The organism is Rhodobacter capsulatus, from assembly GCF_005144475.1.
In the GTDB taxonomy this organism is placed as follows: Bacteria; Pseudomonadota; Alphaproteobacteria; order Rhodobacterales; family Rhodobacteraceae; genus Rhodobacter; species Rhodobacter capsulatus_C.
In genome coordinates this window covers 1-11,906 of the sequence record NZ_SWJZ01000057.1, presented here as the reverse complement: position 1 = coordinate 11,906, position 11,906 = coordinate 1, and the positions used below count along the sequence as shown (strand labels likewise).

10 protein-coding genes are annotated in these 11,906 nt (G+C 66.7%); 5 read left to right on the top strand and 5 right to left on the bottom strand.

Translation table 11 applies throughout. The annotated features are described in order from the left end of the window. Positions 1–99: 99 nt before the first annotated feature. From FBT96_RS13525 to FBT96_RS13510, 4 genes are read right to left on the bottom strand one after another with little or no spacing between them, the layout of a single operon-like run. Positions 100–1,563: an FGGY-family carbohydrate kinase gene (locus FBT96_RS13525; RefSeq protein ID WP_136907513.1), complete on the bottom strand. Its 1,464-nt coding sequence runs from the start codon at positions 1,561–1,563 to the stop codon at positions 100–102. Beyond that, the gene (locus FBT96_RS13520) at positions 1,560–2,522 is read right to left on the bottom strand and encodes a transketolase family protein (RefSeq protein WP_136907511.1); all 963 of its coding nucleotides are present in this window, start codon (positions 2,520–2,522) and stop codon (positions 1,560–1,562) included. The genes FBT96_RS13525 and FBT96_RS13520 overlap by 4 nt, the downstream gene beginning before the upstream one ends. Then, positions 2,522–3,346, bottom strand: coding sequence for a transketolase (locus tag FBT96_RS13515; protein WP_136907509.1), 825 nt, complete (start codon positions 3,344–3,346; stop codon positions 2,522–2,524). Before FBT96_RS13515 ends, FBT96_RS13520 begins: the two co-directional genes overlap by 1 nt. Positions 3,347–3,357: 11 nt before the next feature. Further along, a complete protein-coding gene (locus tag FBT96_RS13510; protein ID WP_136907507.1) occupies positions 3,358–4,824 on the bottom strand; it encodes an L-fucose/L-arabinose isomerase family protein in 1,467 nt (488 codons plus the stop codon). A gap of 353 nt (positions 4,825–5,177) precedes the next feature. On the opposite strand from FBT96_RS13510, the gene FBT96_RS13505 reads away from it, so the two are divergent. The 5 genes from FBT96_RS13505 to FBT96_RS13485 all read left to right on the top strand — a co-directional run bounded on the left by FBT96_RS13505 (position 5,178) and on the right by FBT96_RS13485 (position 10,334). Further along, positions 5,178–6,119 (top strand): D-ribose ABC transporter substrate-binding protein, encoded by a 942-nt coding sequence (locus FBT96_RS13505; RefSeq protein ID WP_136907505.1) that lies wholly within the window; start codon positions 5,178–5,180, stop codon positions 6,117–6,119. A 63-nt stretch (positions 6,120–6,182) separates the two neighbouring features. After that, on the top strand, positions 6,183–6,830 hold the full coding sequence (locus FBT96_RS13500; RefSeq protein ID WP_136907503.1) for a DUF2291 family protein: 648 nt from the start codon (positions 6,183–6,185) through the stop codon (positions 6,828–6,830). Beyond that, positions 6,827–8,377: a sugar ABC transporter ATP-binding protein gene (locus tag FBT96_RS13495; RefSeq protein ID WP_136907501.1), complete on the top strand. Its 1,551-nt coding sequence runs from the start codon at positions 6,827–6,829 to the stop codon at positions 8,375–8,377. Before FBT96_RS13500 ends, FBT96_RS13495 begins: the two co-directional genes overlap by 4 nt. After that, positions 8,374–9,432 (top strand): ABC transporter permease, encoded by a 1,059-nt coding sequence (locus tag FBT96_RS13490; protein WP_136907499.1) that lies wholly within the window; start codon positions 8,374–8,376, stop codon positions 9,430–9,432. The genes FBT96_RS13495 and FBT96_RS13490 overlap by 4 nt, the downstream gene beginning before the upstream one ends. A 92-nt stretch (positions 9,433–9,524) precedes the next feature. After that, on the top strand, positions 9,525–10,334 hold the full coding sequence (locus FBT96_RS13485; protein ID WP_081024390.1) for a DeoR/GlpR family DNA-binding transcription regulator: 810 nt from the start codon (positions 9,525–9,527) through the stop codon (positions 10,332–10,334). 225 nt (positions 10,335–10,559) lie between these two features. Here the strand turns inward: FBT96_RS13485 and FBT96_RS13480 are convergent. Then, the coding region (locus tag FBT96_RS13480; protein ID WP_136907497.1) for an SDR family NAD(P)-dependent oxidoreductase at positions 10,560–11,906 on the bottom strand (1,347 nt) is incomplete at its 5' end.

Here is an 11,906-nt window from a genome sequence, read left to right as displayed (position 1 = left end):
CCCCGGCCCGGACACCGCCCGCCCCCCCCACGCGATCTGGGGGGGGGCGCCACGCCCCGGCGCCACGGGGGAGGAGAATGGGGCGCCCTGAGCGTCAGGTCACGCGGGCAGCGATGCCTGCGCGATGGCATGGGCCCAGGCGCGGCGATGCTGCGCGCGGGTGGCCGGTTTCAGACCGGGCAGGAACGGCGGCTTTGGCGCGGGCAGCGGCAGCCGGTGGCCCAGCGCCGCCATCGCCATCGCGGCGACGCCGATCGCGCCCACCTCTTCCAGCGCCGCGACCTGCACCGGGCAGCCGATCAGATCGGCCTGCAGCTGCATCAGGAAGTCATTCCCCGAGGCGCCGCCATCGGCGGAAAGCGCGGCCAGCGGATGACCGATATCGGCCTGCATCGCCTCGAAGACATCGGCGATCTGCTGCGCAATGGCCTCGAAGGTCGCGCGGGCCAGATGCGCGGGGCCGGTCGCATGGCTCATGCCGGTCAGCGTGCCGCGCGCGGCATCAGTCCAATGCGGCGCGCCAAGCCCCGCCAGCGCCGGAACGAAGGTCACGCCCCCCGCATCGGGCACGGTCTGCGCCAGATCGGACAGCGCCCGGGCATCGGCCAGCCCCAAAAGCTTCGCCATGAAGGCCGCCGCCTGCGCCGAAACGGTGATGTTGCCCTCGAGCGCAAAGGCGGTGCCATGCCGGTCGGTCCAGCCGATGGTGCCCGAAAGCCCGTGGCGCGAGGTGACGCGGCCGGGCGTCAGCGTCATCAGCGACGAGCCCGTGCCATAGGTCGCCTTCACCGCGCCGGGCGCGCGCACGCCATGGCCGTAAAGCGCGGCATGGCTGTCGCCCATCATCGCGTGAATGGGCACGCCCGCGGGCAGCGCCGTCACCCCGGCCGCGGTGGCGCCAAACAGGCTGTCCGAGGGCAAGGGTTGCGGCAGGCAGGCCATCGGCACGGCGAAGATCGCCGCCAGTTCGGGCGAAAAGCGCAGCGTGCGGGTGTCGAACAACAGCGTGCGCGCGGCGTTCGAATGATCGGTCGCATGCGACGCGCCGCCGGTCAGGTTCCACAAAAGCCAGGCATCGACCGTGCCCGCCCGCAGCCGCCCCTGCGCCTGTGCCGCCGCCACGGCGGGGATGTTGCGCAAAGCCCAGGCCAGTTTCGAGGCCGGAAACAGCGGGTTGAGCCCCAGCCCCGTCGCCGCCGCGACCTCCGGGCCGATGCCGGTGGCCGCCAGCGCCGCGCAATCGTCCGCGGTGCGGCGGCATTGCCAGATCATCGCCGGGCAGAGCGGCCGATGGGTCACCGCATCCCAAAGCACCAGCGTCTCGCGCTGGTTCGCGATCGAGATCGCGTCGATGCCGCCCGACACCTGCCCGACCGCCGCGGCGATCGCGCCCTGAACCGAGGCCCAGAGCGCCTCGGCCGATTGTTCCGCCCAGCCCGATTGCGGATAGCTGGTCACCAGCGGGGCCGCGGCGCGGGCCAGCACCGATCCGTCCGGAGCGACGATCAACACCTTGGTGTTGGTCGTGCCCTGATCGATGGCCAGAACCCGCGGCCCGCTCATTTCGACACCCGCGCCAGCACCTTGCGCACCGCCGCCGAGATCCCCGCGACCGAAAGCCCGTATTCCTCGAACAGCCATTCGGTCGAGCCGGTGGGCACGAAGCCCGAGAAGCCCAGCCGCTCGACCGGCACCGGGCATTCGCCCGCGGTGATTTCCGCCACCGCGCCGCCAAGGCCGCCGCGGACCGAGGCTTCCTCGACTGTGACGATGGCGCCGGTTTCGCGCGCCGCCGCCAGGATCGCTTCGACATCGATGGGATTGATCGTGGCCATGTTCAGAACCCTTACCGAAAGGCCCTTGTCCGACAGCTTGTCCGCGGCCTCGGCCGCCAGATGCACCGTCGTTCCGCAGGCGATCACCGTGACGTCGCCGCCCTTGCGCACCACCTCGGCCTTGCCGGGGGTGAACTTGCGGCCGGGGATATCCAGATCGGGCACCGGCATGCGCGAGAGCCGCAGATAGACCGGGCCGTCGTGCTCCGCCGCCCATTTCACCGCCTGCGCGGTTTCCCAGGCATCGGCGGGCGCGATGGTGGTGATCGGCGTCAGCACCCGCAGCCAGGCGAAATCCTCGATCGAATGATGCGTCGCGCCCAGCTCGCCATAGGCCACGCCCGAGGATTGACCGACCAGCTTCACGTTGAACCCGGCATAGGCCACATCGGCCTTGACCTGTTCCAGCGACCGGCCGGTCAGGAAACACGACGCCGCCGAAACAAAGGGGATGCGCCCGCCATTCGCCAGACCGGCGGCGACGCCCACCATCAGCTGTTCGGCGATGCCGACATTGATCAGCCGGTCGGGGAATTTCTTCTGAAACCCGTTCAGCTTCGACGAGCCGACCGAGTCGTTCACCACCGCGACGATGCGCTCGTCCTCGGCCGCCAAGGCTTCGAGCGTTTCCACCCAGGCGTTGCGGCAATCGGCCAGACCGGCCTTGATCGGTGCAGCATGCGACATCACACCAACTCCTTCATCGCTTGCGCGAATTGCGCGTCATCGGGCACCGCGTGGTGCCATTTCGCCTGATTTTCCATGAAGGACACGCCCTTGCCCTTGACCGTGTTGGCGATCACGCACAAAGGCTTGCCCCGGCCCTTCGGCGAGGCCGACAGCACGTCGTAAAGCGCGCCGAGATCATGGCCATCGACCACCGCGACCTCGAAGCCGAAGGCGCGATATCTGTCGTCGAGCGGCTCCATGCCGGTGGTGTCCTCGGTCGACTGGCCCTGCTGCAGCCGGTTGCGGTCGATGATCAGGGTCAGGTTTTCAAGCTTGCGGAAGCCCGCGGTCATCGCCGCTTCCCAGTTCGAGCCCTCCTGCTGTTCGCCGTCGCCGGTCAGAACGAAGGTCCGGTAATCGGCCCCGGTCAGCTGCCCCGCAATCGCGATGCCCGTCGCCACCGGGAAGCCGTGGCCGAGCGGGCCGGTATTCGTCTCGATCCCCGGCAGATAGTTGCGGTTCGGGTGCCCGTTCAGCTTCGAGCGCGGCTGCATGTAGGTCTGCAACCAGCCCTCGGGGAAGTAGCCCGCGGCACAAAGCGCCGTGTAAAGCGCGCCCGTCGCATGGCCCTTCGACAGGATGAAGCGGTCCCGCCCCTGCCAGTCGGGGCGGGTCGCGTCGTAGCGCATCACCCCGAAATAAAGCGTCGCCAGAATGTCGATGGCGGAAAAATCGCCGCCCGGATGGCCAAGCTGCGCCTTGTGCACCATGGCAAAGGCGGTCCGGCGCATCCACAGCGCCTTTTCGCGGATGCGGTCCACGGTTTCGGTTTTCGGGGTCATGGCATCCTCTGTCAGAAACGGTGGGGGGTGAAGAGCTGCGGCTCGGGCTCGCCCCCGTGGTGGTAGATCGGCCAGCCGAGGTAACGGACCACGGCCTCGTTCAGCACATCGGCCACATGGCCGCGCACCATTGCGACATGGTGTTCAAAGCCGTTGTGGCTGACGAATTTCATCAGCTTGCGCAGATGGGGCACATGGGCGACGGCGATGCCGCCATCCATCCCGAAGGGATCATCGGTGAAATCCCCCTGCCCCAGATAGCATTTCATCGTGCCGTTGCGGTCATCGGTCGAGAGCCGGAAATAGGTCATCGGACCGGCCTTCACCTTGCCCTTGACCGCGCCGAAACATTTCGACCGCCCGATGGTCTCGCCCAGCACATCGAGTTCACCGATTTCCGGCGTGTCCCCGATGAAGCTTTTCGGATAGTTGCCGCAATGGGTGCAGACGCATTTGTCGGGCTCGGTGCCGTAGTTGTTGTTCCAGTCCAGCAGCGCTGCGGGCTGGCCCGAGGCCAAGGCGAGCGCATACATCGAGACCGCGCCGATCACGTCCACCTCGCAGGCCGAGGGCAGCAGCTCCTCGCCCATCATCGACATGGTGACACAGGTGGCGCAGCCGAAATTGTCCTGCAAAGACCGCCAGCATTGAATGGCCGAGGCGTCGCAGCCGTTGTCCTCGATCCAGCGGTTGACCGCGAGGGTCCATTTCGCCTGTTTCAGGATCTGCCCGGGCTGGATATGCGCCGGGATCTTGCCATAGGCCTTGAGCTTCGTCAGCTTCGCGGCCAGATCCGGGTCGGCGTCGTCAATCGCCCCCGCCAGCTGCAGCAGTTCCGACAGATCCGCCGTGACCACGGTCATGCCGCTGGCCTGCAACAGCTTTTCCGAAAACCGCATGGTCTGGAACGGGCTTGTCCGCGCGCCGATGGCGCCGATGCGGGCGTTGCGCAGCCCCCGCACGGTGCGGCAGGTGCGGGCGAAGCGCTCCAGATCGGCGCCGAATTCCGCGCCCCAGGTGTCGCAGGTGTGCGTGGTGGTTTCGCTGAAGGGCACGCCATATTGCCAGAAGTTGTTGGCAACCGAGAACTTGCCGCAGAAGGCATCGCGGCGGGAATGAACGTCGACCTTGCCGATTTCATCGTTGCTGGCCTGCAGCAGGATCGGCACGTTCAGCTTCGCGCGATTGACCAGTTCGGCGATGGCGATTTCATCGCCGAAATTCGGCAGGCAGATCACCAGACCGTCGATCTCGTCGCGGTGTGCCTTGAAATGTTTCGCATAAAGCTCGGCATCGGCGATCGACTGCACGGCACCGTTCGCCGTCGCCTCATGGGGCAGGATCACCGCATTCACCCCAAGCCGGGCCAGCTGCGCCAGAACCTCGTCGCGGGCATCCTTGCAGGGCGCGGGGCTGAAAAAGGCGCGGCTGCCGATCACCACGCCCAGCGTGACCTTGCGGTGGATATGCTGGCTCATGTCTCTCCTCCCGACATTCGCTGCCCCGCTGCGGCCCGGTTGCGCGCCCCGCGGGTTGCTTTCGATTACTTTCGATTGCTTCGTTTTAATACGAGTCGCAGCTGTGACGCAAGCGCCGGGTTGCAGCGCGACCACAGAAACTAAACCCTTGAGATCAGTATGCATTCGCAGAAATTCCTGCTGCAGCGCCGCAATGGCCGCAAATATTCAGGGGCGGGAATGTGATTATTGCGAAAGCAAGCGAAATAATCGAAAGCGAAACGAAAATACTTGACGACAATCGAAGCCCGGGCGCAGGATCACCGTCGGGGAGTCGCCCCCGGTCGGGGGGCGCGCGATAACGGAGGATACCCATGAACGTGAAGAGACGCCTTCTGGTGTCGGCGATGGCCGTCGCCATGGCCGGTGTGATGCCGAGCTTCGCCGCCGCGGCGGACACGATCGCCATCATCACGCCCAGCCACGACAACCCGTTCTTCAAGGCGGAAGCCGACGGGGCGGCGGCGAAGGCCAAGGAACTGGGTTATGACACCATGGTTCTGGTGCATGACGACGACGCCAACAAGCAATCGGAACTGTTCGACAGCGCCATCGCCGCGGGCGTCAAGGCGATCATCCTCGACAATGCCGGCGCCGATGCGACCGTGGCCGCGGTGCAAAAGGCCAAGGATGCGGGCATCCCCTCGTTCCTGATCGACCGGGAAATCACCGCCTCGGGGATCGCGGTCAGCCAGATCGTGTCGAACAACTACCAGGGCGCGCAGCTGGGCGGCGAGGAATTCGTCAAGCTGATGGGCGAAAAGGGCGATTATGCCGAGCTTCTGGGCAAGGAATCCGACACCAATGCGGGCATCCGCTCGCAGGGCTATCACGACATCATCGACCAGTATCCGGATCTGAAACTGGTGGCGAGCCAGACCGCGAACTGGTCGCAGACCGAAGCCTATACGGTGATGGAATCGATGCTGCAGGCGCATCCGGAAATCAAGGGCGTGATCTCGGGCAACGACACGATGGCGATGGGCGCCTGGGCGGCGCTGGAAGCGGCCGGGCGGACCGATGTGGTCCTGGTCGGCTTTGACGGTTCGAACGACGTGCGCGACTCGATCAAGAAGGGCGGGATCAAGGCCACCGTCCTGCAACCGGCCTATGCGCAGGCGCAGATGGCGGTCGAACAGGCGGACAAATACCTGAAAACCGGCTCGACCGGCGTTGACGAAAAGCAGCTGATGGATTGCGCGCTGATCAACGCCGACAATGCGGCGAAGCTTGAAACCTTCGCGCTGTCGAACTGATCGCAGACCGTCCCCGGCGCGCCGACATCCCTCGGCGCGCCGGATTCCAAAGGATCCACGGCCATGAAATCCCCCATTGTGACGGCCCTGTGCCTTGCGGTTGCGCTTGGCACCACGGGCTGCAAGATCGTGCCGAAAACGGCGGAAAACTCTGCCGCCCCCGCCGCTGATGCCAGTGGCGACGCGGCCCGCATCACCACGCTTCTGGCCGAGAGTTACGAGGCGAAGCTTCTGCCGCTGATCGCGGCGCAGGCGCAGAGCGCCAGCACCCTGCGCGGCCAGATCGCCGCCGGGCTGGACAAGGCAGGCGCGGCTTACGGCGCGCGCGGCGCGGGCAACGGCTCGCCCTGGAATTTCGCGCTGAAAGATCAGGGCAAGGTCATCAAGGCCGAGCTTGGCACGCGCGCGCGCCTGCTTGATCTCGATACCGATGGCGACGGCGCGGCGGATCTGACGCTGCAGCTGGGCCCGGTGATCAAGGGCAATGCGCTGCGCGATGTGGCGCCGAAGATCTATGATTTCACCGCCTTCCGCGACCAGATGGAATTCGGCAAGCTTGGCCGGGCGCTGAACGACCGCGCCGCGGCGGGGCTGACCGTGCCCACCGAGGACCCGACCGGCAAGACCGTCGCCTTTACCGGGGTTTTCTCGTTGCGCACGGCCTCTGACAAATGGCTGGTCACCCCCATCGCGCTCACGGTGCTGCCATGACGGAACAGCATCCGATCGGGCTGAAGATGCGCGGGGCGGTCAAGGTTTACCCCGGCACCCGCGCGCTCAAGGGCGTGGATTTCGATCTGCGCATGGGCGCGGTCAACGTGCTGGTGGGCGAGAACGGCGCCGGCAAATCGACGCTGATGAAGCTGATCGCCGGGGTCGAGGACATGACCGAAGGCACGATCACCATGCCCGACGCGAACGGCTCCCGCGAGATGCGCTTTCGCACCAAGGCCGATGCGGTGGCGGCGGGCATCGGGATCGTGTTTCAGGAACTGAACCTGTTTCCGAACCTGACGGTGGCGGAAAACATCTTCATCGGCCATGAAACCACCCGCGGCGGCATCGACATCGACATCGAGGCGCATCGGCGCGCAACGCGGGTGCTGATGGAGCGGCTCGAACAGAACATCCATCCCGACACGCCCTTGGGCAATCTGCGCATCGGGCAACAGCAGATCGTGGAAATCGCCAAGGCGCTGGCGCAGAACGCCCGCATCCTGATCCTCGACGAGCCCACCTCGGCGCTGTCCGCGGCCGAGGTCGAGGTGCTGTTCCGCGTCATCGACGAGCTGAAGGCGCAGGGCGTCGGCATCGTCTATATCAGCCACCGGCTCGAAGAGCTGATCCGGGTCGGCGATTACATCACCGTCCTGCGCGATGGCACCATCACCGGCGCGCGCAGCATGGAGGGCGTCGACATCCCCTGGATCGTGCAGGCGATGATCGGGTCAAGTTCGAAAGAATACGGCCGCTCCGAGGTCGCGAATTTCGGCCCCGAGATCTTTCGCGCCGAAAACATCGCCCTGCCCCGCGCGGGCGGCGGCTTCACCGTCGATCACGTCTCGCTGTCGATCCGCGCGGGCGAGATCGTCGGGCTTTACGGGCTGATGGGCGCGGGCCGGTCCGAGTTTCTGGAATGCGTGATGGCGCAGCACCCGCATGCGGGCGGCAAGTTCTTTGTCGAGGGCAGGCCATTGACCGAACGCGACGTGCCCGGGCGCATCGCGCGCGGCATCGCGCTGATCCCCGAGGACCGCAAGCGCGACGGGCTGATCCAGATCATGTCGATCCGGGAAAACCTGACGCTGTCCTCGCTGCCCGGCTTCGCGAAGCTCTTCCACCTCGATCTGAAACGCGAGGCGCAGACCGCGCTCGACTTCATCAAGCGGCTGACGATCAAGGTGGCGAGCCCGGAAAACCCGGTCTCGTCGCTCTCGGGCGGCAACCAGCAAAAGGTCGTCATCGGCAAGGCGCTGATGACCGGGCCGAAGGTGCTGTTGATGGACGAGCCCTCGCGCGGGATCGACATCGGCGCCAAGGCCGAGGTCTTCCGCACCATGCGCCGTCTGGCCGCCGAAGGTCTGGGCATTTTGTTCGTGACCTCGGACCTCGACGAGGTTCTTGCCCTTTCCGACCGCATCATCGTCATGGCGCAGGGCCGCGTGACCGGTGAGTTCCCCTCCGGCACCGAAGCCGCGAAGGTGATCTCGGCCACCACCGTCCCCGCTGCGCAAAATTCGAAGGACATCGCCGCATGAGTGCCGCTTCCCCCTCCACCTCCGCGCCGGGCTCGCCTTTGCTGCTGACGCTGCTGCAGGCCCGGACCTATGTCGCGCTGCTGCTTGTCTTCGGCTTCTTCGCCGTCATGGCGCCGAATTTCCTGTCGGTCGCCAACAGCGTGATCGTGGCGAAACATGCCGCGCTGACCGCCTTTCTGGCGATCGGCATGACCTTCGTCATCATCACCGGCGGCATCGACCTGTCGGTCGGCTCGACCGTGGGGCTCTGCGCCATGGTCTCGGGCTGGCTGATCCTTTACGGCGTCGATCTGGGCGCGATGGGCACGATGCAGTTCAACACGCTGGAAATCGCCCTTCTGGTGATGTGCGTCGGCGTTTTCGTGGGCTTCGTGAACGGGATATTGATCACCAAGCTGAACGTCGCCCCCTTCATCGCCACGCTGGGCACGCTTTACATCGCCCGCGGCGCGGCGCTTCTGTCCTCGGGCGGGCGGACCTTCCCGAACCTCTCGGGCAATCCGGACTATGGCTCGGACAGTTTCCCGGCGATCGGCGCGGGCACCTTCCTCGGCCTGCCGGTGCAGATCTGGATGCTGATGGCGGTGGGGCTGATCGCCGCCTATATCGCCAGGCGCACGCCCTTGGGCCGTCACATCTATGCGGTGGGCGGCAATGAACGCGGCGCGGCGCTGTCGGGGGTCAAGGTCAACCGGGTCAAGCTTTTCGTCTACATGTTCTCGGGCTTTTGCGCCGCCATCGTCGGGCTGATCATCGCCTCGCAGTTGCAGGCGGCGCATCCGGCGACGGGCGAGACGTTTGAGTTGAACGCCATCGCGGCGGCGGTTCTGGGCGGCACCTCGCTCTCGGGCGGGCGCGGCAAGATCGGCGGCACCATCGTCGGCGCCTTCGTGATCTCGATCCTGTCGGACGGGCTTGTGATGATGAGCGTGTCGTCGTTCTGGCAGACGGTGATCAAGGGCCTTGTCATCGTTGCCGCCGTGGTCATCGATCAGGCGCAAAGCCGGTTGCAGGCCCGCGTGGCGCTGCAGCAGGAAGCCGCGCTTGGCCGCTGACGAATGGGCCGTTGACCGGCCCCGCCCCCGCCCCTAAGGAGGTCCGAGGCATCCCTGACGTTTCCGCAACCCGCAACCGATAGGCGAACCCCGTGTCCACGAAACCCGTTCCGATCCGTGACGACAGCAAGGCCGGTCTCCTGTCCGAGCCGCGTCGGCGTCGCATCCTTGAATGGATCGAGGAAGAAGGCTCGGCGCGGGTGCGCGATCTGGCGGTGGCGTTTCAGGTCTCCGAGGCGACGATCCGGCAGGATCTGGAAAAGCTCGAAGCCGAGGGGTTCATCACCCGCGAACATGGCGGCGCGTTTCTGAACGCGCCGTCCTCGCGCGCCGAGGGGCTGGTGCTGCATCATCAGGACAACATGGACAAGAAGCGGCTGATCGGCGCCTTGGCGGCCTCGCTGGTCAGCGACGGCGAGACGATCATCCTCGATGCGGGCACGACGACGACCGAGGTGGCGACGCGGCTGGTGACGCGGCGCAATCTGACGGTGATCACCAATGCGCTCAATATCGCGATCATCCTCGGCTCGGTGCCGGGGTTCGCGGTGCACATGCCGGGCGGGCAGTTCAAGGCGCCGACGCTGTCGCTTTCGGGCGACAAGTCGGTCGATTACTTCCGCAACATCTTTGCCGGAAAGCTGTTTCTGGCCACCGCAGGGGTGGCGCTGGATGCCGGGCTGACCTATCCGAGCTTCGCCGATCTGCAGCTGAAGGAAGCGATGATCCGCGCGGCCTCGCGGGTCTATCTGGTCGCCGACAGCTCGAAGATCAACAAAAGCTCCTTCACCCGGCTGGGCTCGCTGGCGGTGATCCATGCCTTCATCACCGATGACGGGATTTCCGACAAGGACGCCAAGGAATTCGAGGCCCGCGGCATCGAATTGCTGATCGCGACCTGACAGGGTTCGGGCGGATCAGGAAAGGCACTGCCTTTCCCCGCCCGCAGCGCAGCCGACGTCACAAGACCGTTTCCCCAGGCACAGCAGAGGCCGGCGCCTGCCCCGGCGGGCGAGAAGCGCCCGCCATGGGCGGGGCGGGCGCTGGCCGAGGGCCTTTGGGCCCCCGGCGGCCCCGGGGCTTTCTGTTGCGCATGACCGAGGCGATGGCCTCGGTCAAATGCCCCCTCAGCGCAGCGCGGCCTCGATATTGCCGCCGTCCACCGTCATCACATGCGCCGTCGTGCGCTCGGCCCGGGCCAGCGCCACGAAGGCCTCGGCCACATGCCGCGCCTCGACCTCGGCCTTGAGCAGGTTCCCCGCCATGTAGGTCCCCGCGTCGATCCCCCGCGCCGAGGACCGCGCCGCGATCATCTCGGGGGTCAGCAGCCCGGACCGGATCCGGTCGGCGTTGATGCCGTTGACCCGGATCCCTTCGGGGCCCAGTTCCAGCGCCAGTTGCCGCAACAGGAAGAAGCTCGTCGCCTTCGGCAAACCATAGGCCGCAAAGCCCTTGCCCGGGTTCACCGCCTGTTTGCTGACGTTGAACAGGATCTGCCCCGGCTCGGCACCCCGCGTGCCCCGCCCGGCGGCCTGCGCCCGGTAAAGCGCGATGGCGGCTTGCGAAAACGCCAGATGCGAGAAGAAGTTCAGCTCGAAACTGCCGCGCAGCACCTGCTCGTCCAGCGTCGCGATATCGCCGGTGATCGCCGCCCCGGCGTTCGAGACAAGGATGTCGAGCCCGCCGAACCGCGCCGCACAGGCCGCCACCGCCGCCGCCGCCGCGCCCGGTTGCGTGATGTCGCAGCCATGCCCGGCGTGATCGCGGCCAAGCGATGCCACCGCCTTTTCCAGCCCCTCGCCGGGACGATCGACGATGAAGATCGCGGCGCCCAAGGCCGCGAAAGCCTCGGCCGTCGCCAGACCGATCGCCCCCGCGCCGCCCGTCACCAGCACCACCCGGCCCTGCAACGCAGGCGCCTTGGCCGTGCCCAGCTTCGCCAGCTCGAGCGGCCAATATTCCATGTCGAACAGGTCCGCGTCGGAAATCGAGCGGAACCCGCCCGCCACCGGACCATCCGCCTTCACCCGGGCGGATTGGCTGCCGATATCGGCCGCGATCCGCGCGGCCTTCGCATCCGCCCCGGCACCGACCGCGCCGATCCCTTCCAGCCAGATCAGCCCCGGCATCGGGTTCAGCATCGCCACCTGACCGCCAAAGCGCGCCTTGTTGGCGTCAAAATAGGCGCGGTAGCGGGTGACGTAATCGGTGACCGCCGCGCGCATGCGCTCGGGCGTCTGCGCGTCCTTGCGCAGCACCAGAACCTCGCCCTTGGTGCGGATGACGTGATCGGGCGTCACCACCCCGGCCCGCGCCAGAGCCTCCAGATCGGGGCGGGACACAAAGGCCCGCGTCGCGTCGTCGGCGCGCAGATCCAGCACCGGCAGCGCGGCCTCTTCCGGCAGCGCCGCGGCGAGCGCCCCGCGCAGGCCCGCCAGCACCGGGGCGATCCCGGCCACCGGCAGGGCGGCGGC

What these genes read in the sequence shown, in the direction of transcription:
- FBT96_RS13500 (WP_136907503.1), top strand. Translation starts at nt 6,183, where the DNA reads ATGAAATCCCCCATTGTGACGGCCCTGTGCCTTGCGGTTGCGCTTGGC.
- FBT96_RS13525 (WP_136907513.1), bottom strand. Translation starts at nt 1,563, where the DNA reads ATGAGCGGGCCGCGGGTTCTGGCCATCGATCAGGGCACGACCAACACC.
- FBT96_RS13515 (WP_136907509.1), bottom strand. Translation starts at nt 3,346, where the DNA reads ATGACCCCGAAAACCGAAACCGTGGACCGCATCCGCGAAAAGGCGCTG.
- FBT96_RS13490 (WP_136907499.1), top strand. Translation starts at nt 8,374, where the DNA reads ATGAGTGCCGCTTCCCCCTCCACCTCCGCGCCGGGCTCGCCTTTGCTG.
- FBT96_RS13510 (WP_136907507.1), bottom strand. Translation starts at nt 4,824, where the DNA reads ATGAGCCAGCATATCCACCGCAAGGTCACGCTGGGCGTGGTGATCGGC.
- FBT96_RS13495 (WP_136907501.1), top strand. Translation starts at nt 6,827, where the DNA reads ATGACGGAACAGCATCCGATCGGGCTGAAGATGCGCGGGGCGGTCAAG.
- FBT96_RS13520 (WP_136907511.1), bottom strand. Translation starts at nt 2,522, where the DNA reads ATGTCGCATGCTGCACCGATCAAGGCCGGTCTGGCCGATTGCCGCAAC.
- FBT96_RS13505 (WP_136907505.1), top strand. Translation starts at nt 5,178, where the DNA reads ATGAACGTGAAGAGACGCCTTCTGGTGTCGGCGATGGCCGTCGCCATG.